Origin of the sequence: Streptomyces sp. GESEQ-4 (assembly GCF_017948455.1) — a bacterium.
In the GTDB taxonomy this organism is placed as follows: domain Bacteria; phylum Actinomycetota; class Actinomycetes; order Streptomycetales; family Streptomycetaceae; genus Streptomyces.
This window is the reverse complement of record NZ_JAFFSU010000002.1, coordinates 375,636-400,314: the sequence shown is the minus strand read 5'-3', so window position 1 is coordinate 400,314 and position 24,679 is coordinate 375,636. Positions and strand designations below refer to the sequence as shown.

Here is a 24,679-nt window from a genome sequence, read left to right as displayed (position 1 = left end):
CCGCCCCTCCCGTCTCCGCCCCCCGTCTCCAACCCCGAGGATTCGTCATGTCGCACTTCACCCGCGTCCGCACCGCCCTGCGCGACCCCGACCTGCTCGTCCAGGCCCTCGCCGCGGTCGGCTTCGCCACCGTCGAGACCCACGACACGCCCCAGCGCCTCTACGGCTACCGGGGCGATGCCCGCCGTGACCGCGCCGAAGTGATCATCCGCCGCGCCCACATCGGCCGCTACAGCAACGACATCGGCTTCCGCCGCGGCGACGACGGCACCTTCGAAGCCGTCATCAGCGAGTTCGACCGGTCCCGCTACGACCAGCCCTGGCTGACCAAGGTCGCCCGCGCCTACGGCCACGCCGCCGCCCTGCGCTACGCGGAGGACCACGGCTACGAGGTGGACACCGACGTACTCGACAAGGACGGCCGACGCCGCCTCGTCCTGCGCCGCTACACCTGAGCGTCCGGTTCAGCGGCGGAGCCGGTCGAAGCAGAACGGTGCGAGGGCCTCGGGGCGTCGGCCGGTGCGGATGTACTCGGCGAGCCGGTGCCCCGTGGCGGGGCCCAGGGTGACGCCGAGCATGCCGTGGCCGGTGGCCGCGAAGGCGTTGGCGTGGCCCGGGACGCGGTCGATCACCGGCAGTCCGTCGGGCAGGAAAGGCCGCCCACCGACCCAGGGGTCGCGGATCACGCTCACCAAGTCGTCCGGGTCGTCGAACCAGCGGCCCAGATAGTGCCGGCTCGCCAGCGCCACGGCGACGACACGGCGCCAGTCGAGACGGCTGTTGTTGCCGCTCAGCTCCATCGTGCCGCCGATCCGCGTGGTGCCGCCGATCGGTGAGGCGACGGCCCGACGCTCGCCGAAGTACAAGGTGTGCCGGGGCGCCGGGTCCAGCTCCACCGAGAAGCTGTAGCCCTTGCCCGCCTGGAGAGGCAGTCGGTGTCCCAGAGCACGCAGCAGACGGGGGGAGCGCATACCGGCGGCGACGACGACGGCCGAGCAGGGAATCTCGCCCTGGTCGGTGCTCAACGCGGTGACCCGCCCCCCTTCGGACCGGAATCCCGTGACCTCCGCGTTCTCATGGACCTTCACCCCCGCGGCGGCCAGCGCCGCACCGAGCCCGCGGGCGAAGGCCTCCGGATCGACCACGCCCTCCCCCTCCACGAGGTAGGCCGCGCGCACCTGGGGCGACAGCGCGGCGTCCAGCAGATGCGCTTCGGCACCCGTGGTGACGTTGTCGGGCATCGGATAGCGGCCGTCCGCCATCTCCCGCTGGATCGCGAGGTGATGACGAGCCTCCACCGGCGACAGGAACGCGTGCACCATCCCGGGCCGGGTCAGCGTCGTGTCCACCCCCGCCTCGCGCAGGCCGTCGAAGAGGTCGAACGTGCCGTCGTTCAGCTCGGCGATCGCGGCGTAACCGCGCCGGAACGCGGCCGGGGTACTGCTGCGCCAGAACCGCCACAGCCACCGCAGGAACGCCGGATCCGGGAGCGGCCGTAGATACAGCGGTGAGTCCGGCCGCCCCAGCGAGCGCAGGGCGTAGCGCACCACACCCGGGGCCGGGACGGGCGTCGAGTGGCTCAGGCAGACCCAGCCCGCGTTGCCCCGGGACGCCCCGGAGCCCAGGCCGCGCCGCTCGACGACCGCCACCGGCAGCCCGGCCGCGGCCAGGTAGTAGGCGGTGCACAGCCCCACGACACCGCCTCCCACGACCACGACAGGGTGGTCGCCGACCGGTCCCGGCCTGCCGGGCACGCCGGTCATGACGCGGATCCGTACGAGGCGAGGAACTCCCGGGTGCGGGCCTCGGCGGGTGCTCCGAGAACGTCCTCGGGCCTGCCCTCCTCCACGATCCGGCCGCCGTCGACGAAGACGACATGGTCGGCCACCTCGCGGGCGAAGGGGAGTTCGTGGGTGACCAGCATCATCGTCATTCCGTCCGCGGCGAGTTCGCGCATGACGCTCAGCACCTCCCGGGTGGCCTCGGGGTCGAGGGAGGACGTGGGCTCGTCGAAGAGCAGCAACTCGGGCTTGAGGGCGAGCGCCCGCGCGATGGCGACGCGTTGCTGCTCGCCGCCGGAGAGCTGGTCGGGCAGGGCGAGGGCACGGTGGGCGACGCCGACCCGGCGCAGCAGCGCGACGGCACGCTCCAGCGCCTCCGACTCCGGGGTGCCCGCCTTGCGCTGGGCCAGGACGACGTTCTCCACGGCGGTGAGGTGCGGGAACAGGTTGAACCGCTGGAAGACCATGCCCACGGTGCGGCGCAGCCGGGCCAGGTCGCGACAGACCGTGCGGCCGTCCTGGTGCACCACCTCTCCGGCGACCTCGACCGTGCCCCGGTCGGGCCGTTCCAGCAGGTTGACGCAGCGCATCAAGGTCGTCTTCCCGCCGCCGCTCTGTCCGATGACGCTGACGATGCGGCCCCGGTCGATGGTCAGGTGGACGTCGTCGAGCACCAGCCTGCCGTCGAAGGACTTGCTCAGCCCGCCGATCCGCACGACGGCCTCGGGCGGCGCCGCCGATGTGGTCTGCGCGGCGGTGACTGGCTCGGTCATACGGCACCTGCCTTCACGTCGGCGCTCAGATCCTGGGCGAGCAGGGCGCGCGCCGCCCGCAGGCGCCGTCGTCGCCACGGGGACAGGGGGACGCCTGCCCGTACCTTCCGCTCCAGCAGAAGCAGCAGTTGGGAGAGCGGGTAGCACAGGGCGAAGTAGATGGCGGAGATGACGAGATACACCTCCAGGGCCCGGAACGTGGCCGAGGTGATGAGCCGCCCTTCGGACATCAGCTCGGCGGCGGAGACGGTGACCAGCAGCGAAGTGGACTTCAGCAGGTCGACGAGCATCGTGTTGGTCCCGGGCAGCGCCTGGCGTACGGCCTGCGGCAGGACGATGTGACTGAAGATTCCCGCCCTGCCGAGTCCCAGTGCCTGCCCTGCCTCAGTCTGCCCGTTGTGCACGCCGCTGATCGCGGAGCGGAAGATCTCGGACAGGTAGGCGGCGTAGAAGACGACCAGGCTCAGGCATCCGGCGGTGAAGACGTCCAGCCGGATCCCCGCCGAGGCCAGGCCGAAGTAGGCCAGGAAGATGATGGCGAGCAGGGGGATGTTCTTGAACAGCTCGGTGTAGACGGCGGCGACCGCGCGCAGCGGCCATGCCCTGCTCAGCCTGAGCAGCGCCACGGCGAGGCCCAGGAGCACGGCGCCGACGAAGCTCACCACCGTGTAGGAGAGGGTGCGCCACAGCGCGTCCAGCAGGTCGGGCCGGTAGTCGGACCAGGGGACTTGAAAGAGATCGGACATGTCAGCCCCTCACTCACCGATGGACGGCGGGGTCCAGTCCTGGGGCCGGTCCACTCCGCGGCGCGCGGTGGCGACATCGGCGGCGGGCTTCAGGAACTGCTCGGGATCGCCGCCGTACTTCTTGACGAGCTTCTCCATCTCGCCGTTCTGGTACATGGCGTCGATCTCGGCGGAGATCGCCTTCTCCAGCTTGGTGGCCTTCTGGGGCAGGTAGAAGCCGGTCTGGTAGGGCTGGAAGTACTGGTAGTCGGGCTTGGCCTCGACCTCGGCCGCGGTCGGGGGTGTCAGGTACTGGGTGTCGATCTTCAGGTCGGGCCGTTCCTTCTGTGCCGCGATGATGATCAGCGGGTCGAGGAACCCGACGTCGACGCGGCCCGCGCCGAGGTCGTCGAAGACTCCGTTGGCGTCGGGGTAGGCGTGCAGCTTGGCGTCGGGGACGGCCTGGATGGACTTGACCCACACATAGCCCTCGACCGTGCCGAGTTCCAGGCCCTTCAGGTCGTCGACGGTCTTGTAGGTCTTCCCGCTGCGGACGGCCATGGCCGGGGGCGAGTAGTACGGCGGATCGGTGAACAGCCCCTGCTTCTGCCGGTCGGCGGACCAGGCGACACCGCCGATGGTGATGTCCACGCGGCGGGACTGCACGCCCGCGAGCATGCCGGCGAAGTCCGTCACCTGGGGCTCTATCTCCAGGCCCAGTTTCTCGGACACGTAGGTGAGGATGTCGCCGTCCAGGCCGACGATCTTGTCGCCCTCGACACTGGTGTACGGAGCGTACGGCTGTACGGCGACCTTGATGACGCCGGGCGTGAGCGTGCCCAGGGCGGCGGTCTCGGCGGACACGTTCTTGGGGGCGTCATCCTCGCCCGAGCCACAGGCGGTGACCGTCAGCATCAGGAGCATTACCGACAAACCGCCGGCGAGCGATCGTGTACGGATCATGGGCGTGGGCCTTCCGAATCAGTGCTGAGGGAGCTGAAGGAGCCCGCCGTTTCACCGCGCTGTGCCTCCGGCGGGGAGGTGATTGGGCCCATACGCTATGGACAGGACCTCACCACGTCACCGGTCACTTCGTACGAACTTGCGGCGGATATTCCTCGGCATGCTGTACGGTGCGTCCAGCCGCCGGCCGACCCGCGACCCGTTCCCGGTCCATTCCCGGTCCATTCCCGCGACGGGAGGAAGCCTGGTGCTGAGCCCGTCACTCGCACAGGAGATCGCCGGGGACACCTCCGCCGTCATCGGCTTCAATGTGCTGATCACCGATGCGGACGGCATGGTCATCGGCAGCGGCGACACCAGCCGGGTCGGGTCCTTCCATGAGGCGTCGGTCGATGTGATCCGCACTCAGGAGGCCGCCACGCACAACGCGTTGCAGGCCCAGCAGCTGCGTGGGGTGCGCCCGGGTGTGACCCTGCCGCTGGTCTCGGACGGGCAGGCGGTGGGAACGGTCGGCATCACCGGAACCCCTGCTCAAGTACGCCGCTTCGGGCTGCTGGTGAAGCGCCAGACGGAGATCCTGCTCAGGGAATCCGTGATGCTGCGCTCCCGCCTGCTCGCGGAACGGGCAACGGAGACGCTGCTCGCCGACATCGCCTCCTACGACCCTCACGTCGTCGAAGGCGACTTCCTCGTGTTCCGGGCCGCCGAGCTCGGCTACGACCTACGGCTCGAGCGGGTCGCGGTGGCGTTCGAGGTGAGCGTGCCCGCCACGGCTGCCCGACGTCAGGGCGCCCCGACCCGGGACATGGCGCTGGTCCGCTCGGAACTGCTCCGCACGGTTCGGGAGGTCTTCGCCGATCCCCAGGACATCGTCGCCTCCACGGCTCCCGGCTGGATCGGCGTACTGCGCCGGCTCCCGGCCCGGACCGAGGTCGCTTCCCTGATCGACGACTGCCGGAGAATCACCGACATCATCGCCGCGCAGGACGGCCTCGACGCCCGCGCGGGGATCGGCGAACCGGCCGTCTCCGTGGCCGGGCTGCACGACTCGTACCAGGACGCCCGCGACGCGCTCCGCCTCGGCGGCCGCGTCGCGGTCGACACATCGGTCCACCTGATCGCCGATCTACGCGTCCACCAGGTCCTGGCGACGGTGAGCCAGCCCACACGCAACCGTCTGATCGAACGGGCCGCGGCAAGACTGCGGGCCCAGCCGGACTGGCCGGTACTGCGCGACACGATCACCGCCTGGTGCGAGAGCGGATTCAATCTCGTCCGCACGTCCGCTGCCCTGCACATCCACCGCAACACCGTCGTCTACCGCATGAACAAGATCGAGCAGATCACCGGCCGTCCGCTCCGTGAGCACCGCACGACCATGGCCCTGTACCTCGCCTGTCTGGCCGACGAACTGGGGGACGGCACCACGACGGCCGACGGATAGCCGTTCAATTCCCGGCGTTGCGGGCGTTGTTGACACGTCCGGTCGTCCGGGTGACGGTGCGTGCATGACTCCGTTACCCGCGCCGCCCGGTGCCGACGCCGAACTCGTCGACCGCGTACGGGCGTTACGTCCCCTCATCCGCGAACACGCCGTCCGCACCGAGCAGGAACGGCGCGTCACGCCCGAAGTCGTCGCCGCGCTCACCGAGGCCGGGGTCTTCCGGATGAACGTGCCCCGGCGGTACGGCGGTTGTCAGAGCAGCCTGCGCACCCAGGTCGACGCGCTGGCCGAGGTCTCCGCCGCGTGCGGTTCCGCCGGGTTCATGGCGTTGATCCAGGCGGGGTGCGCGTACATCGCGGCGCTGTTCCCCGACGAGGCGCAGGACGAGATCTTCACCGGCCCGGACGTACGGGTCAGCGGCACTCTCATCCCGGACGCCACGGCCGTCCCCACCGAGGACGGGTACGTCGTCAACGGCACCTCGCCCTTCGCGACCGGCTGTCAGGACGCCGACTGGCATCTGCTCACCGCACGGGTCGAGTCCGGCGACGGGCCTCCCGAGATCCTGTGGGCCGCCGTTCCCATGGCCGAGCTGGAGGTCCTCGACGACTGGCATGTGACGGGGCTGGCGGGGAGCGGCAGCAACAGTGTCGTCGCCCGGGACATCGCCGTACCGGCTCATCGCGTGCTGCCGGTCGGGCCGTTGCTGGCCGGGCAGTTCCCGTCCAAGGCCAACGCGGACGACCCGTTCTACCGGATGCCGGTGCTGATGCTGTTCTGCGCGTGGACGACGCCGAACGCGCTCGGCCTGGCGCGCTCGGCGCTGGCCGAGTTCCGGGAGCGGATCCACCGGCGCGGCATCACGTACACCTTCTACGAGCGGCAGAGCGAGGCCGCCGTCACGCATCTGCAGGCGGCCGAGGCCGCGATGAAGATCTCCTGTGCCGAGTTGCAGACCGGCGACATCGTCACGCTGATCGAGTCACGGGCGGCGAGCGGGGAGCCGTACACGACCGAGGAACGTGCGCGGATCCGGGCGGGCAGCGGCTATGTGGCGCGGCTGTGCACGGAGGCCGCCGAGCTGATCGGCTCGGCATCCGGTGCTTCGTCCCTGCACCGGGATGTGCCCATTCAGCGGACCGTGCGCGATCTGCGAGCGCTGAGCCTGCATTCGTTCGTCAACCCGGCCACCAACCTGGAGCTGTACGGTCGGGTGCTGTCCGGGCTCGACGCGGGAACGCCGTTCCTGTGACTGAGCGCTCCGCTGGCTGTGTCGATATGCGGCTCCGCCGCGGGGCCGCGCCGGGTTGTGTGTTGTCTGCGGCGCCGTCGTGGCTGGTCGCGCAGTTCCCCGCGCCCCTTCGGGGCGCTGCCGGTCCCGCTTAGCCCGCTGGTACCGCCTCATCGTTCCGCAGCGCCGAGAACAAGGCCCGCGCCCGCCGCTCGTCCCATTGCACCGCGCTGCCCTTGGAGGTACGGAGATTCGGGTTGGAGACGGGCACGTTGAGCTGGCTGCCCTTCCCCGACGCGGCCTTCCGCATCGCCTCGAACAGCGACACGAGGTCGGGCAGTTCCGTGTCCTTGTCCACGATCAGCGTGTCGAGGCCCGCCTCGGCCGTGGGGACCGACTTGGTCGGGTCGAGGAGGGTGGAGGGCGTGACCGCCTTCTGGGCGAGCGCAGCCAGGAACTTCTGCTGGTTGCGGGTGCGCCCCAGGTCGCCCTCGGCCTCCTGTTTGCGCTGCCGTACGAACGCCAGTGCCTCGGCGCCGTCGAGGGTCTGGCAGCCTCTGGGCAGGTCGGCCCCGGAGTCCTTGTCCTTCACGGCCCGCTCCAGGCACATGTCGACCCCGCCGACCGCGTCGACGACGCCCACGAAGCCGGCGAAGCCGATCTCCGCGTAGTGGTCGATGCGCACGCCGGTGTTGCGTTCCACGGTACGGACGAGCAGGTCGGGGCCGCCGAGTGAGAACGCCGCGTTGAGCTTGTTCGGTGTGGCGGGATAGCGCCTGCCGGTGTCCGGGTCGACGTACGGCGGGAGGGTCACCCAGGAGTCGCGCGGCAGGCTCAGCATCGTGGTGCCGCCGGCCCCGGTGTGCAGCAGGATCACCGAGTCGGTGCGGCGGCCCTCGGTCGAGCCGGTGTTGAGGTCCTGCTGCTCCTCCAGGGACAGGCCCGCGCGGCTGTCGGAGCCCACGACCAGGTAGTTGGTGCCCTCGCCGAGCGGCGCCCGGCCGGTGAGCGCACCGAGGTCGACCTCCTGGTTGAGGCGGGTGTCGGCCCAGACGTACGTGCCGACGACGGAGAGCAGCAGCGCCGCCGACAGGACGGCCACCGTCCGCGCGACGCGGTGGCGTCGGGGACGGCGGCGGCCGTGGCCTTGGCCGCGGCGGTCGTAGGCGCTCTGGTCGTAGCGGCCGGGGGTGGCGGGCGACGGCATGCCGGGCAGGGGGGCGGTGCGGGTCGAGGGCGGGGGCACCGCCGGGGACGGTGGTGCGGCGCCCGGCACCGCGCTCGCCGGCCGGCGGCCTCCCGGCCGGCCGTCTGCCGCCTGGTGGTCTCCTGGATGCTCGGTCCAGTCGTTCATCCACCCGTCCCGCTGGTTCTGCTCGAAGGGTCAACGTCAACGCAGACTCTTGTACGGAACGGGACCGCCGATCTGTTCAGCGGCCGAGCCCGACCGCTTGACGCGGTGCCACTTCAGCCGGCTGCCGAGCAGCAGGGCGACCAGGGACTGGATGACGACCAGGTACATCAGCTGCCGGTAGACGATGATCTGGAACGGCATCGTCCACAGCGTCCGCAGCCGCTCACCGTCGAGTCTCAGGGCGTAGCCGGACGTCACGAGCTGGACGCCGAGGAAGGCGAACCACACCAGGGCCGACTCCAGCGGATCGCGGAACAGCACCCCGTACAGCGCGTAGACGTCGATGACGGGCGCGAGGAGCGGCAGGGCGACCTGGAAGAGCGCGATGTACGGCAGTCCGCGCCGGCCGAACCGCCCGGCCGTGCCCCTGCCGAAGAAGGCGCCCCGGTGCTTCCACATCGCCTGGATCGTGCCGTAGCACCAGCGGTACCGCTGCTGCCACAACTGGCGTACGGACGTGGGCACTTCGGTCCAGGCGACGGCGGACTCCTCGTACAGCACCCGCCAGCCCGCCCGCCACATCGCCATCGTGAGGTCGGTGTCCTCGGCGAGGGTGTCCTCGCTGAGCCCGCCGACGGCCAGCACCGCGTCCCGGCGGAAGGCGCCGATGGCACCGGGCACCGTCGTCATGCACTCCAGGACCTCGAACATGCGCCGGTCGAGGTTGAACCCGAAGACGTACTCCAGGTGCTGCCATCGGGCCAGCAGTCTGCGGCGGTTGCCGACCTTGGTGTTGCCGCTGACAGCGCCAACGGCCGCGTGCGCGAGTGGCTGGATGAGCCGCTGAACGGCATCGCGCTCGAAGACGGTGTCGGCGTCGACCATCACCACGATGTCGTACCGCGCCTGCGCCAGCCCGATGTTGAGGGCGGCGGCCTTGCCCTCGTTGGGCTTGCGGATCACCTCCACGCGCGGATCCCCGATCCCCTCGGCGATCTCGGCTGTACGGTCGGTCGACCCGTCGTCGATCACGATGATCTGCAGCGCCTGGTGGGTGGAGTCGAGCAGCGAGCGGACGGTGGACTCGATGCCGACCTCTTCGTTGTACGCCGGTACGAGCACCGTCACCGGCCCGGTCACCTCCCGCATCCAGGGCGCCCCCGGCTGGAACCGCTCCAGTCTGCGCACATGGGCCCGGGCGAACAGGGCGAGCAGAAGCAGCCGCAGCACACCGAGGCCGCCGGCGAGGCCGAGGGTCCAGATCATGGCCGTGGAGAAGGCGCGCCCGGCGGCCGTGGCCCAGATCAGCCCCTGGCCCTGCCAGCGGTCGACGGTGGAGGCGGACGAGTAGGGGACGAGATCGAGCCCCGCGGAGACGGTGGTGAAACGGTCGACGTTCCGGTTCCCGAGCAGCTTCTTCGCCTCCTGGTACGCGCCGGCCGTCTGGCTCAGCTGCCTGACCGTCCCCAGCGCCGGCTTCCGCGACCCCTTGTCGGCGGCGACGAGCACATAGCCGAAGGCGGTGGCACGACGGGCCGCCTGCCACTCGCGGCCGCACAGGGTGTCCGGTGTCGTGGTCCGCGGCATCCGCAGCAGATTGGTGTGCAGGCCGGTGGCGCCCGCCAACGCGGCCTGGGTCATGCCGAGTTCGGCCTCGAAGCGGGGCGGCGAGGACTCGCCGAGAACGGCACCGGTGTACGTGTTGGAGCCGATCTCGTGCCCCTCGGCGCGGATCCGCCGGATCAGGTCGGGGTACCGCGCCGCCTGGGCGCCCTTGACGAAGAAGGTGGCGCGAGCGCCCTTCGTGCGCAGCAGGTCGAGGAGGCGCGGAGTCCAGAGGGGGTCGGGCCCGCCGTCGAAGGTGAGCGCCACGGTGCGGGGCGGCATCGCCGCCGTCTGTATCCCGCCGCGGTTGATCCCGATCACCGGCCCGCCCTTCGCCACGGCATCCGGCACGGGCGAGGTGCACGGCGACCGCGTCTTCGCGGCATCGACCTCGTGCTCGGTCCAGCCCTGGAAGAGCAGGGCGGCGAACAGTGCGGGGAGGGTGAGCGCCAGCAACAGCCAGTGGCCGCGGGGGTCACGGGTCTGTTTGTGACGGGCCTTCTGCCGGGACTTCAGCCCGGCCGTCACGGAAACCCACCTCCCCCGGGGCCATCACCTCTGCTCACTGCGGAGGTGATCTTCGTCCACTGCTCGGCGAGGCTGGGGGTACGCATGGGGCGCGAGTGTAGTTACGGGGTTTCGATTACGGGTACACAACACCGATCTTCACAGGGGGCACCGCATGAGGTGCCCCGCTCGCGCCCCCGGCGCGGCGCAGCAGCGCTCAGTACTCCTCGGTCTCGACGAACCCGGAGTCCGCGTCGTTGTTCGCGCCGAAGGCGTCGACAGCGGCGGTGGGGTCGAATCCGGGCGGGCTGTCCTTGAGGGCCAGACCCATGCCGTGCAGCTTCGCCTTGACCTCGTCGATCGACTTGGCGCCGAAGTTGCGGATGTCCAGCAGGTCGGCCTCGGAGCGCGCGACCAGCTCACCCACGGAGTGGACGCCCTCGCGCTTGAGGCAGTTGTACGACCGAACGGTGAGCTCCAGCTCCTCGATCGGCAGTACCAGATCGGCGGCAAGGGCGGCATCCGTCGGCGACGGGCCCATGTCGATGCCCTCGGCGTCGATGTTCAGCTCACGGGCAAGCCCGAACAGCTCGACCAGCGTCTTACCGGCCGACGCCATGGCGTCACGCGGACGCATGGCCTGCTTGGTCTCGACGTCGACGATCAGCTTGTCGAAGTCGGTGCGCTGCTCGACACGGGTCGCCTCGACCTTGTACGTGACCTTCAGCACCGGCGAGTAGATCGAGTCGACCGGGACACGGCCGATCTCCTGACCGACCTGCTTGTTCTGCACGGCGGAGACATAACCACGGCCGCGCTCCACGGTCAGCTCCATCTCCAGCTTGCCCTTGCCGTTGAGCGTGGCGAGGACGAGATCGGGGTTGTGCACCTCGACACCGGCCGGCGGCGCGATGTCGGCGGCGGTGACCAGACCCGGACCCTGCTTGCGCAGGTACATCACGACCGGCTCGTCGTGCTCACTGCTCACGACCAGCTGCTTGATGTTGAGGATCAGGTCGGTGACGTCCTCCTTGACGCCCGGCACGGTGGTGAACTCGTGCAGGACACCGTCGACGCGGACGGACGTGACAGCCGCACCCGGGATCGAGGACAGGAGGGTACGGCGGAGAGAGTTGCCAAGGGTGTAGCCGAAGCCCGGCTCCAGCGGCTCGATCACAAACCGGGAGCGGAACTCGTCGACGACCTCTTCGGCCAGGGACGGACGCTGAGCAATCAGCACGAGGTGTTGCCTCCAGTGGTTCGGCGCCCGGGGATGTGACGCCGTGGTCTCCACGAGGATACGGGCGATACGGGTGATACGGCCTCCGAAAAGACCGGACCACCCGACTCCGCCCCTCTGCCGGCCAGTCGGCAGCCCCAATTGTCGCAGGAACGGAGCCCGAGCTCCGGCAGGAACAGAGCCCCCCGATCAGCCGCTCCTACTCCTGTGCGGCAGTCATTCGGAGCGTGGCCGGGACTGATACAGCCGGGTGTGATACCGACCTTCGGACTCCAGTCCAGTGGGGTCGTCGCCGGCCCGGAGCACCTGCTCGACGGCACGACACCGTTCCGCCGCGCTGGTGAAACGCCGCTGGGGGTAGGTCCGTACGGTGGTTCACAGGGATATGGCACCGGTGAGCAGGGCTGCCGCGGTCATGACGAGGGTCGTGCCGAAGGCCCAGCGGAAGATGAAGCGCTGGTGTTCGCCGAGCTGGACTCCGCTCATGCTGACGAGGATGAACGTGGAGGCGGTGAGCGGGCTGAGCGGGAACCCGGTGGTCATCTGGCCGAGGATCGCGGCCCGTGCGATCTCGGCCTCGTCGCCGCCGAAGCCGGACGCCGTTTGGGCGAGGACGGGGAGCACTCCGAAGTAGTAGGCGTCCGGTGTGAAGGCAAGGCTCAGCGGCATGCCGGTGACGGCCACGATCGGCGCGAGGTGTCCGCCAAGGGAGTCGGGCACGACCGAGACCAGCGCCTGAGCCATCTCCGTGATCATCTCGGTGCCGGTCAGGACTCCGGTGAAGACGCCCGCGGCGAAGATCATCGTGGTGACGAGGACGACGCTCTTCGCGTGCTTCTCCAGAAGGGCCTGCTGCGCTTCCCACGTGGGGTGGTTGACGAAGAGGGCGAGCGCGAAGGCCAGCGCGAACAGCACGGGCAGCGGCATGACTTCCATGACGAGCGCCACGATCAGGGTGACGGTCAGGACGGCGTTGAACGCGGTCAGCCAGAGCGACGGGCGCCCCTCCCGCACCACGAGGGGCGTACCCGGCCCGTCCCCGGCGGCACGCCCGGCGAGCGGCCCCGCCTCGTCCTGCTCCGGGGCGGCATTGGCGCTGTCCGGACCAAGCGCGGCGAGGCGGCGGCGCTCGCGTCGGCCGATCCAGTACGAGGCGAGCAGCACCCAGACGATGCCGACGCCCATCGCCGGGAGGACGGGGGTGAAGACGTCCGAACTCTCCAGGTCCAGCGCCGCCATGGCCCGCACCGTCGGCCCGCCCCACGGGATCATGTTCATCACGCCCGCGCCCAGGCAGACCACCCCCGAGAGGACCAACGGGCTCATGCCCAGGCGCTTGTAGACGGGCAGCAGCGCGGAGACGGTGATGAGGAACGTCGACGCGCCGTCACCGTCGAGCGCCACGCACATGGTGAGGACGGCCGTGCCGACGGCGATGCGTGCCGGGTCGTTCCGGGCGAGGCGAACGACGCGGTTGATCAATGGGTCGAAGAGCCCGGCGTCCACCATCAACGTGAAGTAGAGAACGGCGAAAGCGATCATGATGCCGGTCGGGGCCACCGTGGTGAGGCCCTTGAGGATCATGTCCCCCATGTCGCCGGCGAAGCCGCCGACCAGGGCCGCCAGGACCGGCAGCAGCACGAGCGCCACCAGGACGGAGACCCGTTTGGTCATGGTGAGCAGGAGGAACAGGCCGATCGTGGAGAACCCCAGCGCTGCCAGCATGGTCGTCGCTCACCTTCTCGTACGGCTCGAGGGTCCCCCGGCACTCCCGGTGGCCCGTGCTGCGGATGAGTGTCGGAGCGGCAGCGAATCGGCGTCCAGCATCAAACCGAGATCTATCCATGCTGTTCACGCATCAATAGGCGCGTACGGCCATAAGCTCGCTCGTCATGGACAGCACTCTTCGGCAACTCAGCGCCTACGCCGCCGTGGCCCGGGTCGGCAGCTTCACCGCGGCCGCCGCTCAACTGCGCGTCTCCCAGTCCTCGCTCAGCCGCGCGGTGGCCGACCTGGAGCGGCAGGTGGGCGCTCGACTCCTCGAACGCGACACCCGGAACGTCGAGTTGACAGCCGCAGGCGTCGAAGCCCTGCGCATAGCCGAACAGATCGTGAATGCCCACCAGTCGGGCATGAAGGAGCTGGAGCGCTTCCTGCTCGGCGAGTCGGGGACGGTCGCCGTGGCCACGCTGCCGTCGGTCGCCGCGGTGCTGCTGCCGGAGGTGATCCTGGACTTCCGCCGGCAACGGCCGCAGGTGGCCGTGCAGATCATGGACGGACTCGAACAATCGGTACTGAGCCGCGTCCTCACCGGCGACGCGGACTTCGCCATCACGACCGGTGAGCCGTCGGGACAGCTGGAGCACCGCCCTTTGGTACGCGACCGGTTCGTGGCCGTCCTGCCGCCGGACCATGCCCTGGCCGACCGTCCCGAGGTCACCTGGGACGACCTGGCACGCGAGCCCTTCCTCGCCGTCGGCCGTGCTTCCAGCGTGCGACGCCTGACCGATGCCGCCTTCGCACAGGCCGAGGCCCGGTCGGTGCCGGCCGCGGAGGCGGGCAACGTCGCCACGGTGGGCGGACTCGTGGCGGCCGGGCTCGGCGTCACCGCGATGCCCGCCCTGGTCCTGCCCCTCCTCGGGACGGGCCCGTTCATCCACAGGCCGCTCGTCGAACCGACCCTGCACCGGCGCCTCGACATCGCCCTGCGTGCGCGCCGTCCGCTCCCGCCGGCGGCCGACCGGTTCCTGGAGACACTGCGGGAGTTCCGCGCGCGTCGGCACGAGCTGCCGTCCGGAGTGTCCTGGGCCTGATCTGCCGACCCCTCCGACTCATGCGTGAACCGCAAGGATTCATAGCCGTTTGTTGCTGGACTCACATGCTCACAGCTCGGCAGGCTGATTGGTGCCGCCGTCAAGCGAGTTGGGGAGCAGAGGGTGTCGATGGTGTCGATCACGGGTCAGGAAGCCGGTGGCCAGGGCCAGCTGCACGGCCTCAAGGTCGTGGAGTTCGCGCACGTGGTGGCGGGTCCGCTGGCCGGCTCCCTCCTTGCCGACCAGGGCGCGGACGTCGTCCATGTGGAGCCGCCGGGCGCCGGTGACGCGGCACGGGCGATGGGCCCCACCAAGGACGGCCACCCGCTCTGGTTCAAGGTCGCCGGTCGCAACAAGCGGTCGGTCACGCTCGATCTCCATCAGGAGTCCGGGCGGCGGGTCGCCCAGCGTCTTGTCGCCTGGGCGGATGTCGTCATCGTCACGCTGCGTGCCGGCCGGCTCCGCTCGTGGGGGCTCGACTGGGAGTCCGTGCATCGGGTCAACCCCAAGGCCGTCCTGCTGCAGATATCCGGCTTCGGCGCCACGTCGTCACGCGCCGACGAGCCCGGTTTCGGCAAGGTCGGCGAGGCCCGCAGTGGCGTCGTGCATCTGACCGGCTTCCCCGACGCCCCGCCCGTGCACACCGGCTTCTCGCACGGCGACGCGGTGACCGGGCTCATGGGCGCCTACGCGGTGCTGGCCGCACTGCACCGCCGCGACCACGACCCCGGCTTCGACGGCGAGTGGATCGATCTCGCCCTCTTCGAGCCGCTGTTCCGGCTCGTCGAGTGGCAGGTCATCGTCCACGACCAGCTCGGCACGGTACCCGGACGCTCCGGCAACCAGCTCGCCGTCGCCCCCGCCGCCGTCATCAACACCTACCGGTCGAGCGACGACGAATGGATCACGGTGACGTCGGCGACGCTCCGCTCGGTCCGCAACGTCGCCAAGCTGCTCGGCTTCGACGAGGCCGACTTCGCCACGCCGGAACAGCAGTTCGCCGGGCGCGCCCGCCTCGACGACGGCCTGCGAGCGTGGGTGGCCGAGCGCACGGCGGCCGCCTGCCTCGAGGCGTTCACACAGGCCGAGGTCGTGGCGTCCCGTGTGTTCAGCGCCGCCGACATCGCCGAGGACCCGGTCTACGCCGAACGCGGCGACATCGTCACCGTCGACGACGCCGACCTCGGCCCCGTACGCATGCAGTCCGTGATCCCCCACTTCCGGCAGCGACCCGGCTCCATCTGGCGGACCGGCCCCGCCCTGGGCCAGGACAACGACCTCGTCTACCGCGAGTGGCTCGGGCTGAGCGAGGACGAGCTCACCGACCTGGAGAAGCACGGTGTCGTCTGACCCCACTCCCCTCCCCCGCCCGCCCCTGCGCTCCCTGCTGTTCGTCCCCGGAAACCGTGCCACGCACTGGCTTCCCAAAGCGCGGGCGGCCGGAGCGGACGCGGTCGTCCTCGACCTGGAGGACGCGGTGCCGCAGGCCGAACGCGCGGACGCCGTCCGGCAAGTGACCGAGGCGCTCGCCCGCCGGGCAGACGGCTCACTGCCGGGACCGGCCCTGTTCGTCCGCGTCACCCCACTCGACACGTGGGGGGCCGCCGACGAGCTGCGCGCCCTGTGCGGCCCCGGACTCACCGGAATCGTGCTGCCCAAGGTGACAGGCCGCGGCGACATCCGCTTCGCCGACCGGCTCCTCGCCTGGAGCGAGCACGAACACGGCCTGCCCCGCGGCCACTTGGCCCTCATCCCCCTCCTCGAGACGGCGCAGGCCCTGCGCGAGGCCCACGCCTGCGCTACGGCCGCCGCACGCGTCGCCTACCTCGGCGCGATCACCGGGGCGGGCGGCGACGTGGAGCGTGCGATCGGTTACCGCTGGAGCCCGGAAGGCACCGAGACACACGCCCTGCGCGCCCGCGTCCTGCTCGACGCGCGTGCCGCGGGAACCCCGCATCCGGTGGCCGGGCTGTGGACCCGTATCGGCGATCTCGACGGCCTGCGCGCCTTCGCCGAGCAGAACCGCTCGCTGGGCTACGCGGGCATGATGGCGATCCACCCCTCCCATGTCCCCGTCATCAACGACGTGTTCGCACCCAGCCCGGCCGAACTCGCCCGCGCGGCAGGACTGATCGCCGTGGTGGAAGAGGCCCAGGCGTCCGGCGCCGGCGCGGTGACGTTCGACGGGGAAATGGTGGACGAGGCGATGGCCGCCACGGCTCGGGCGTTGCTGGAGCGGCACACCTGAGCGGCGGTTGCGCGGATCTCGCTCAGCCCAGGAGCTCAGCCGAACCCGACGGTTGGCATTGTCCTTGTTCGTGTCCGCCAAACTCCGTCAAGTCAGTGGCAAGGCAGCCGGTTCGGTACCGGTCACCGAGGCGGCACGGCATTGATCAGGCGTGCCTCCGGCGAGGTCATCTGGCTCCGCAGCCTCACCTGAAGATCTCAACTGACTCGGTACGTGCCATGACCGTCATCAGGCGATTCTTGTCCCCTGCGGGATGTCGGCGAGCTGTGGCAGCAGGCCTGCCGACGCGGCGATGTCGGCGGTGAGGTCACGGTCGGCCATCTCCAGCGTCAGGTCGTCAAAGAGATCGTCCAACCGCGCACCGCGCAGTCGCAACGCGCGTACGGCGGCCACGAGTTCACACGCCAGCACAGTCCGGTAGTCGTCCACCGCGGTCAATGCCTGCCGCGCACCGTGCGAAGCGAAACTCGCGTCTTCCTCGACGCCGCGCGACAGCGTCACGGTCTGGACTGCCGTCGGCATGGCAAGGGCTCTCAGCGAGCCGAGCGCGGAGGCCGCGACGTACTCGCAGGCCATCACACCCGACGCACCTGCGGCCCCCGCCCCGAGGAACGGCGCCAATCCGGTAAACGCGGGCTCGGTGAGCATGGACACTCTGGCCAGGGCCAGCTGCGCCGACTGGGCTGCCGCCGAGACGGTCGCATCGAGTGCCTGCGCCAGGTACGCGGCGTGGAAGCCACCGTGATGGGCAACCCCGTGACCGGGCAGCAGTGCGGGATTCTCGGACGGTGCGTTCGCCATGCGGCAGACGACGTCGTCGAGTTGGGAGAGGGCTTCGATGAACGCGCCGTGCACCTGCGGCATGCTGCGCAGTCCCAGCGGGTCCTGAATGCGCATGGGTGGTGTCACTGGGGAGATGAGCCGGCGCATCGACCGACACACCTCACGTGCCCCGCGGAACGGCGTCACTTGCTCAACGACCTCGGCGAACGCCTCAGGGTTGCCGTCCACCGCCGCGAACGTCAGCGCCGCCACCGTGATCGCGGACCGTGACAGCAGGAGGAGCGTGGCGTAGGCGAGCGCAGCGTCTCCGATCGCAGCGGCGTTGCTGTTGATGACCGGCATGGCGTCCTTCGGACCGCACGCGACCGGTGCCGGAAGCGCCGTGGACGTGGGAACCTCTCCGAGCAGCGCGAGGATGGTGACCGCGAGCGCCGGCAGGTCACCCGTGCCGATGCTGCCCACCTCGCGTACGGGCGGCAGCGCGTTGGCCGAGAGCATGGCCACCAACCCGTCGAGGAGATCAGGCGACGCTCCGCTGCCTCCGGCGGCGAGCTGGTTGAGGCGTACGGCCAGCATCGCGCGTACGCGTTCCGGGCTCCGGAGCGGTCCCGCGGATGTGGCGTGGCTGCGCAGGAGGGCGAGAGCATGTGCGTTCGCGTTGTCGATGGCGATGTCGCGATTGGCGCCCACGCCTGTCGATCTGCCGTACACCACGCGTTCGGCACTGATCTGCACCGCGTGTTCGAAGGATCGCGCAGCCCGTGATCTAGCCTCGTCGGCGAGCCGGACAGGTGCCTCCCCATATGCGAGGGCCGCAATGTCGGAACTGCTCAGATTGATGCCGTCGATGGTGATCAACACGCCTCCACTCGATACCGGGCGATCAGGCTTGGAACAGCGCTGCACCGGCGGTGTCGTGGGTGACCGGGCAGCCGCCGCGAGCTTCCAGCCCTTCCAGCAACTCCGGATCCAGCACCATTCCGCGCCTGGAAGCACACCACCCCATCAAACGGCTCTCGCGGCCCTCCAGACAGCGGCCGCGCTCCATCCCCCGACCGGGAGCAGTGGCCCTGCCAACTTCCCCTCGCCATCGACCAGATCGCCACACGCCGACCTGTCTGCTCCAGGCCACCCACCGGCGCGAACCCCATCACCCAAACCGCGCACACCCGTGCCCTCATGCAGGCGCCGACGGAAGACCGCCTGGCCGGGCATCAGGCCGGACTGCTCGACGGCCGCCGCGCCACCACCCACTGGCGCAGCACCGCCCAACTCGCCGCCACCTTCCCCGAGGTGCAGGTAGACTCGGACGTGCTCTTCGTGGACCACGGCGATGTGGCGACCAGCGCCGGAACCGGCGCGGGCATCGACCTGTGCCTGCACCTCGTACGTTCCGACCACGGCGCGGCATACGCCGCCCAGATCGCCCGGAACATGGTCCTGCCACCGCACCGCGAGGGCAGCCAACTCCAGTACGCCGCACAGCCCGCACCGGCCGGGGCGGACGAGTCACTGGCACCACTGCTGGAGTGGGCCATCTCCCGACTCGACACCCGACTGACCCTCGGGCGCCTCGCCGAATACGCCGGGCTGTCCAGCCGGACCCTCGCCCGGCGGTTCAACGAGCAGCTCGGCACCAGTCCGGGACAGTGGCTGCTCGGCCAGCGCCTCGACGCGGCACGGGTACTGCTGGAGCAGACCGACCTGCCGGTCGAAGCCATCGCCACCCGGGTCGGTCTCGCTTCGGCGGTCAACCTGCGCCGCCGCTTCCGGGCACAACTCGGCACCACACCCGGCGCCTACCGACGGACCTTCAGCGAAACCTGAGGGCGGAGTCGGGCGTCCAAGCCGTTGTCGTGGGCGGAGGCGGCCGGCACCACCACCGCGACGACAGCCTTCGACCGACGCAGGGCGCGGCACGCATCGTGGTCGACACAGACCGCACCCATGACGAGGCCGACTACTTCACCGGCACCGAACTGGCCGACAACCGCCGCCAGATCGAAGGAGCCCGCCCTGAGGCGGCAGGCTCCATGTCCCCGCCGGCCGGGGAGACGTGCACGTCCGCAGCGTTGTTCAGCCCGCGGGCGCCCAGGTGGTTGTGGTCTTGAAGGCCGATGTTGGCGTACGGGGTGGGTGCGGCTGCCGGGGATCCAGTGAGAGAGGACGATTGCCTCTCTGACCGGCTACGCAGGCTCCGGGTGATAGCCGGCTCGACGTGCGACAACGCAGTTCAGCGGCTGTCACCCCGCGTGCACGCCGCTGAGGCTCTGACTTGGCTGTATTGGCCTGGTGCCACCGCTGATCGGTGCCACAGGACAGCCGCCGACAGGTACGTCCGTACCGTGTGTCACCATCCGTGAGTGAGTACGTCGTCGAGGGCGTCGACGAAGACGTCGGCGCTCGTCGTGGTCAGGCACAGCGGTGGCTTGATCTTCAGGACGCACATCCGGTCCGACGTCGGCTGCATCAGCACGCCCAGCTCTCGTAGCCGTTCGCAGATGGCGGCTGTCTCCTCGGTCGCCGGCTCCCGTGTCTCGTGGTCTCTGACGAACTCGACGCCCAGATACAGGCCACTACCGTGGACGGCGCCGATCAGCGGGTGCTTGTCGGCGAGTCGCAGCAGCCGCGTTCGCAGGTGTGCGCCAACCGTGCGGGCGTTGTCCTGGAGACCCTCGTCGCGGAGCACGTCGAGCACGGTCAGTCCGACCACCGAACTGACCGGGCTGCCGCCGGCCGATGAGAAGAAGTAGCCCTGCGAACGGTAAGCGTCGGCGATCCCGCGTCTGGTGATCACCGCCCCCAGGGGGTGGCCGTTGCCCATCGCCTTGGCGACAGCGACGATGTCCGGTTCGACGCCCTGCTGCTCGAAGCCCCAGAAGTGGGAGCCCAGCCGACCGTAGCCGACCTGCACCTCGTCGGCGATGCAGAGACCGCCGGATTCCCGGGTGGCGGCGTAGACCTGCTCGAGGTAGCCGTCGGGCAGAGCCATTCCGCCGGCGTTGCCGTAGTAGGGCTCGCACACGAACGCCGCTGGAGGGCGTCCGGACCTGACCAGGTCGGCGATCACGGCCGCGGCCTCGGGGCCGTAGAGGTGCGCATCAGGGCCGCGGTGCGGGCCGCGGTAGCTGTTCGGTGTGGTGACTGTGTGCACCCACGCGGGGCGGGTGGCCAAGGCGTTCGGATTGTCGGCCGTCGAGGTGGAGATGGCGTCACCGGCGTAGGTCCAGCCGTGGTACGCCTCCTCCACCGCGACGACATCGCGCCTCCCGGTAGCGGCCCAGGCCAGCCGCAATGCCAGATCCACGGCCTCGGAGCCGCTGTTGACGAGGAAGACGGTGTCGAGTCCGTCCGGCAGGAGCGCGCTCAGCCGCTCCGACAGCTCCACCACCGAGGCGTAGTGGAAACGGGAGTTGGTGTTGAGCCGCTGCCACTGCCCGTGCACTGCTTCAACCAGCCGCGGGTGACCGTGGCCAAGAACGGTCACGTTGTTGAGCATGTCCAGGTAGCCGCGGCCGCGGGTGTCCACCAGGTGGTGCCGCCAACCTCGCTCGATCTGCGGAGGGTTCTCGAAGTAGTGCTCCTGCACGGTGGCGAAAGACATCACTCGACGCTCCAGCAGGACGCTCTCCGGCTCCGTGGGCGTGTCCGCCACGGGGCGGTCCGCCCGTGGGAGGATCAGGCCGGTCGGATCAGGGCACATCGTCAGCCAGCCCGCGTCCAGCCCTGGTGGGGTGAAGCGTGGTGCAATTCCCGTGCCCAGCCGGGACAGTTGCACATCCAACCGATACCAGCTGCCCTGTGCGGCGACGGTGCCCAACTGCTGACCGGATACGGCCTCTCCCCCGTCGATGACCGCGACAGCCGGGTTGATGCCGTCGAGCACCAGGTGCAGCCCCCCGGCGGTCAGGGTCACTCCGTGCTCGGCGTGCCGGGTGACCGTGCCGACCCACGGCGCGTGGACCGCCAGCGGGCTGGTGAGGTGCACCTCCACGCCGAGCGCGAGCGTGGCGCTCTGCTCTGTGTTGTCGACTCGTGTGCGGCTGAGACGGCACTCTCCGTGCCGGGTCAGCACTGCCGTGCCGCCCGAGGCGAGTGCCCGTGCGACCACAGCGGACTCCGCGTCGGGATCGAGCCAGCCGCCGCCGTGCAGCGCGTCGCTGGTAACGGACAGGTCGAGCACGGTTGCTTCGGCGGGAAGTTCGGGGAGAAGAGGGTGGCTCGAGGTCGGTGGATCGCTGTGCGGGGCGGGTTCGCCGATCACCTGCCGGAAGTGGGCCGCCATCACCTCGGCCGGTACCGAGGCACCGGCCTCGAACATGGCCCACTCACGGTCGAGGGCCGCCGTAGCGTAGCCGTTGCCGGGGTCCTGCAGTGCGGCGTGCTGCCCGCATACCACCAGCACGCAGCCGCGCAGCACGATCAGGGGCCACAGCACGTCCAGCTCGTCTCCGACGAGCGGCCGTACGGCGTGGAACGCGCGGACCGCGGGCAGCACCGAAGCCGGTGTGGCTCCGCGATGATGCAGGACGGATGTGCAGGCGACCGCCAGCTCGGCCACGGCCCAGCTGTGTGTGAGATCTCCGAAGTCGATCAGCCCGACCGGTATGGGGCGGCCGTCCGGGTCCGTCCGGCACACCACGTTGTTGTCGGCCACATCCCCGTGAATGACCTGTATGGGCAGCCGAGCGGCGCGCCGCTCCACCTGTTGGTGTGCCGCGCGGGCGGCTCGCAGCACACGCTCGGCCTTTCGCTGGTCGACCATGTGCGGGGCCAGGGTTTCGACGACTGCGAGGGCGTTGCGCAGGTCCCACAGCATCGGCTTGTCCGGAGTCGGTATATCGAGGCCCTCCAGGGTCGCGATGATGCGTCCGGCAAGCTCTCCCAGCCGCGCCACCACCCGCGGAGCCAGATAGCGGCTGTCCATGATGGGTTCGCCGGGGACATAGTCGAGCAATTGGCAGTCGTAGTCCTGGCCGTCCACGGAGACGGTCTGGATGTGCTCCCCGTCGACTCCGACCCGGGCCCGCGGTAGCCGCAGCTCCGGCAGCGCCCGGGCGAGGCGCTCGGTGGCCTCGGACTGGGCCCTCAATACCGCGCGGTCGATGACCGGGTTGAAGATCTTGAAGACGTACCCGTGCTCATCCAGACCGGTGCGCACCCGGAAGTTGCGGTCGTGGTTGCTGCCCAGTTCCTCGAGTGTTCCCTCGATGCCGAATCGTTCCGTGAGGAGGGCTGCGGCCCGCTCCTCCTCGATTGCGACCATCGGCGCCACCAGCCACTCGGCAGGGGAGATACCCATCGAATTCTCCGTTCGTCAGTTGGTTGACCCACGACGGCCCGTCATTGCGGATCGGCGAGCATGATCAGACAGAGGTGATGCAGGGCGGCGGGCCACGCCATCGCACGGATCACTGAAGTGGGTACAAAAATCAAAGAGTTGGAGGTCCGCGGTGGCGTCGAGGGTTTCATCGCCGCCTCAGTCCGCGGCCACGGAGTCCACGGATGCCTCACGCGGGTGCGCGCCGGGGTGCTCCTGGCCCTCGGCGAGGCCGCGGCGGTCGTTCTCCTGGTGCCCATCGGAGTTCGGCGGCCCGGTACGGTCCGGCGGTGACGTCAAAGGCTGCGCCGCATGGCAGCCAGTTGGTCCAGGGAGAGGCGTTCGGGCTCGTACTGCTCCATGCGCGTGCTGGCCTTTCGGGAGGGGCGGCCTGGTCAGGGCCCATGGTGGCGATCGGTCCCCAGGCGGGGTGGACGGTCCCCGACTGTGTGGCGGGCTATCGGTGCCCGGAGATCGTGCGGTGCCAGTCCTTGCGGCCAGGCGGTGTTCGAACATGACGTGCTTGATCTGCGGGCGGCCGTGCCATGCCCAGCAAAAGGTGTGCGGCGGTTGCCGATCTCGACAGTGGCCTCAGGCCGACACGAGCCGCTTGCGTACTGAGGGCGGGCCTGGGCGGCTGTCCCTTCCGGGCGCCGTGTGCGGGGGGCGGAGAAACGGTGAGCAGGGCGCTGTTCAGCCAACGTTCCAGAAGAACCGGTGCGTGTGAATCCCGAAGTAGGGGAAGCTCTCCACCTTTGTCACGCCCTCGATGGGACGCACGACGTCGTTGACGAAGTCCAGCAGGTCACGCGGTTGCCGGCAGACGGCCTCAGCGAACAAGTCGAAGGTGCCAGCGGTCAAGACGGCGTAGACGACCTCGTCGTGGCGTGAGAGTTCGTCGGCCACCGCTCGCGGATCGCCGTCGACGCGGAGCCCGAGCAGGGCCATGGCCTGCCCGCCCATCGCCATCGGGTCAGTGACGCCGACGACCTGCACCGCCTTGGTGTCGATCAGCCGCTGCAGCCGCTGCCGAGCGGCCGACGCCGACAGGCCGACCTTCGGGCCGAGATCGGCGTAGGGGATGCGGCCGTCGGTCTGCAGTTCGCGCAGGATGGCCCGATCGATATCGTCCATGAGGTCACCTCCTAAGTGCGCGAACAGCTAAGCATACGATTGATTCACGCGCAATACGCGTGAGACACCGTCGATTTCATCGCTTGTAGGCTCGAATCAATCGTTCAGATCTTGGAAGCCACGTGGCACCGGACATGGAACCTGCCTCGCCGGCAGCCCTGCCGAAGCCCCGACCAGGAGGCGCTGCCAAGGCCCAGAGACCGACTGGCCACTTGCGCTTGGCGCACGACCTGGCGGTTCCGGGCGGGATCGTCATGTCCCCCACACGTTCCGGCCCCCGCAGTCGACACGGAAGCAGACCGCTTCAAACGCAGGCAGCCCTACTCGCCGAGCGAGCTCTGGGCTGCCGGATGTTCCGGATCGACAAGGGTCGCGCGATGGCCGGGCGGCAGGTGCCGTGGCAGCGAGTTCCGTCTGCCGTCGACGAGGCTGTCGTCGTCGCTCCGGCGGGCCTGAACGTGCGGCTCGGCGCTGGGGTACGACACCGCTCGGAGGGTCGCCGCAGGGCGGGCGCTCCGACGCCGCTTCAAGCCGGGCGTCTTCCTCCACCCTGCCGGCCACTTGGACCCAAGGGCTCGTCTCTACCTCGGAGAATGCCCCGAGAAGCTCTACGAGGCTCACGGTCGCGGCCACGTCTCCGGAAGACCGTGCCCGCCATCGGCCACGAGAGCCGATCCGGTGACGAACGACGCCGATTCGTGCGCCAGAAACATGACACAAGCCGCGATCTTGTCCGATGTGGCACTGCGGACGTCCTC

At 69.9% G+C, this 24,679-nt stretch carries 19 protein-coding genes and 2 pseudogenes; 8 read left to right on the top strand and 13 right to left on the bottom strand.

Translation table 11 applies throughout. The features are described from left to right. Positions 1-47 precede the first annotated feature (47 nt). A complete protein-coding gene (locus tag KCH48_RS07065; protein ID WP_210571263.1) occupies positions 48-455 on the top strand; it encodes a DUF1257 domain-containing protein in 408 nt (135 codons plus the stop codon). Between the two features lie 9 nt (positions 456-464). Here KCH48_RS07065 and KCH48_RS07060 read toward each other — a convergent pair whose 3' ends face one another. Genes KCH48_RS07060 through KCH48_RS07045 form a run of 4 tightly spaced genes read right to left on the bottom strand, consistent with a single transcriptional unit; the run spans position 465 to position 4,242 of the window. Next, on the bottom strand, positions 465-1,763 hold the full coding sequence (locus KCH48_RS07060) for an FAD-binding oxidoreductase (RefSeq protein ID WP_210571262.1): 1,299 nt from the start codon (positions 1,761-1,763) through the stop codon (positions 465-467). Then, positions 1,760-2,554, bottom strand: a complete 795-nt coding sequence (locus KCH48_RS07055) for an amino acid ABC transporter ATP-binding protein (RefSeq protein ID WP_210571261.1) — start codon at positions 2,552-2,554, stop codon at positions 1,760-1,762. The genes KCH48_RS07060 and KCH48_RS07055 overlap by 4 nt, the downstream gene beginning before the upstream one ends. After that, entirely contained in the window at positions 2,551-3,300 is a 750-nt protein-coding gene (locus tag KCH48_RS07050) for an amino acid ABC transporter permease (protein ID WP_210571260.1), read from the bottom strand. The genes KCH48_RS07055 and KCH48_RS07050 overlap by 4 nt, the downstream gene beginning before the upstream one ends. 9 nt (positions 3,301-3,309) lie before the next feature. Continuing rightward, a complete protein-coding gene (locus tag KCH48_RS07045) occupies positions 3,310-4,242 on the bottom strand; it encodes an ABC transporter substrate-binding protein (RefSeq protein ID WP_210571259.1) in 933 nt (310 codons plus the stop codon). A 247-nt stretch (positions 4,243-4,489) separates the two neighbouring features. On the opposite strand from KCH48_RS07045, the gene KCH48_RS07040 reads away from it, so the two are divergent. After that, positions 4,490-5,686 (top strand): sugar diacid recognition domain-containing protein, encoded by a 1,197-nt coding sequence (locus tag KCH48_RS07040; protein WP_210571258.1) that lies wholly within the window; start codon positions 4,490-4,492, stop codon positions 5,684-5,686. 64 nt (positions 5,687-5,750) lie between these two features. Next, a complete protein-coding gene (locus tag KCH48_RS07035; RefSeq protein ID WP_210571257.1) occupies positions 5,751-6,938 on the top strand; it encodes a flavin-dependent monooxygenase in 1,188 nt (395 codons plus the stop codon). 130 nt (positions 6,939-7,068) lie between these two features. Here KCH48_RS07035 and KCH48_RS07030 read toward each other — a convergent pair whose 3' ends face one another. The 4 genes from KCH48_RS07030 to KCH48_RS07015 form a co-directional block, all read right to left on the bottom strand. Then, entirely contained in the window at positions 7,069-8,271 is a 1,203-nt protein-coding gene (locus KCH48_RS07030; protein ID WP_210571256.1) for an LCP family protein, read from the bottom strand. Between the two features lie 36 nt (positions 8,272-8,307). Then, positions 8,308-10,404 carry a glycosyltransferase gene (locus tag KCH48_RS07025; RefSeq protein WP_307840827.1) on the bottom strand — a complete coding sequence of 699 codons (2,097 nt, stop codon included), beginning with the start codon at positions 10,402-10,404 and terminating at the stop codon, positions 8,308-8,310. A 196-nt stretch (positions 10,405-10,600) separates the two neighbouring features. Beyond that, on the bottom strand, positions 10,601-11,623 hold the full coding sequence (locus tag KCH48_RS07020; RefSeq protein WP_210571255.1) for a DNA-directed RNA polymerase subunit alpha: 1,023 nt from the start codon (positions 11,621-11,623) through the stop codon (positions 10,601-10,603). Positions 11,624-11,998: 375 nt separating this feature from the next. Next, on the bottom strand, positions 11,999-13,348 hold the full coding sequence (locus KCH48_RS07015) for a CitMHS family transporter (RefSeq protein ID WP_210571254.1): 1,350 nt from the start codon (positions 13,346-13,348) through the stop codon (positions 11,999-12,001). 167 nt (positions 13,349-13,515) lie between these two features. Here KCH48_RS07015 and KCH48_RS07010 point away from each other — a divergent pair, with 167 nt between their 5' ends. The 3 genes from KCH48_RS07010 to KCH48_RS07000 all read left to right on the top strand — a co-directional run bounded on the left by KCH48_RS07010 (position 13,516) and on the right by KCH48_RS07000 (position 16,684). After that, on the top strand, positions 13,516-14,436 hold the full coding sequence (locus tag KCH48_RS07010; protein WP_210571253.1) for a LysR family transcriptional regulator: 921 nt from the start codon (positions 13,516-13,518) through the stop codon (positions 14,434-14,436). 129 nt (positions 14,437-14,565) lie between these two features. Next, on the top strand, positions 14,566-15,786 hold the full coding sequence (locus tag KCH48_RS07005; protein WP_210571496.1) for a CaiB/BaiF CoA-transferase family protein: 1,221 nt from the start codon (positions 14,566-14,568) through the stop codon (positions 15,784-15,786). Further along, a complete protein-coding gene (locus KCH48_RS07000) occupies positions 15,776-16,684 on the top strand; it encodes a CoA ester lyase (RefSeq protein ID WP_210571252.1) in 909 nt (302 codons plus the stop codon). The genes KCH48_RS07005 and KCH48_RS07000 overlap by 11 nt, the downstream gene beginning before the upstream one ends. 228 nt (positions 16,685-16,912) lie before the next feature. Here KCH48_RS07000 and KCH48_RS06995 read toward each other — a convergent pair whose 3' ends face one another. Further along, the gene (locus KCH48_RS06995) at positions 16,913-18,328 is read right to left on the bottom strand and encodes an aromatic amino acid lyase (RefSeq protein WP_210571251.1); all 1,416 of its coding nucleotides are present in this window, start codon (positions 18,326-18,328) and stop codon (positions 16,913-16,915) included. A 354-nt stretch (positions 18,329-18,682) separates the two neighbouring features. On the opposite strand from KCH48_RS06995, the pseudogene KCH48_RS06990 reads away from it, so the two are divergent. Both KCH48_RS06990 and KCH48_RS06985 read left to right on the top strand, forming a co-directional pair. Further along, positions 18,683-19,294: pseudogene (locus KCH48_RS06990) on the top strand (GlxA family transcriptional regulator); the annotation flags it as partial. A 98-nt stretch (positions 19,295-19,392) separates the two neighbouring features. After that, positions 19,393-19,578, top strand: a complete 186-nt coding sequence (locus KCH48_RS06985; protein ID WP_210571250.1) for a hypothetical protein — start codon at positions 19,393-19,395, stop codon at positions 19,576-19,578. Positions 19,579-19,817: 239 nt separating this feature from the next. Here the strand turns inward: KCH48_RS06985 and KCH48_RS06980 are convergent, their stop codons facing one another. From KCH48_RS06980 to KCH48_RS06965, 4 genes and pseudogenes are all read right to left on the bottom strand, one after another. After that, positions 19,818-22,769: an aminotransferase gene (locus tag KCH48_RS06980; RefSeq protein WP_210571249.1), complete on the bottom strand. Its 2,952-nt coding sequence runs from the start codon at positions 22,767-22,769 to the stop codon at positions 19,818-19,820. 711 nt (positions 22,770-23,480) lie between these two features. Continuing rightward, on the bottom strand, positions 23,481-23,921 hold the full coding sequence (locus tag KCH48_RS06975; protein ID WP_210571248.1) for an Lrp/AsnC family transcriptional regulator: 441 nt from the start codon (positions 23,919-23,921) through the stop codon (positions 23,481-23,483). Positions 23,922-24,241: 320 nt separating this feature from the next. Further along, positions 24,242-24,406, bottom strand: a complete 165-nt coding sequence (locus tag KCH48_RS06970) for a hypothetical protein (protein ID WP_210571247.1) — start codon at positions 24,404-24,406, stop codon at positions 24,242-24,244. A gap of 132 nt (positions 24,407-24,538) precedes the next feature. Then, positions 24,539-24,658, bottom strand: a pseudogene (locus KCH48_RS06965) (hypothetical protein); the annotation flags it as partial. Between the last annotated feature and the right edge of the window lie 21 nt (positions 24,659-24,679).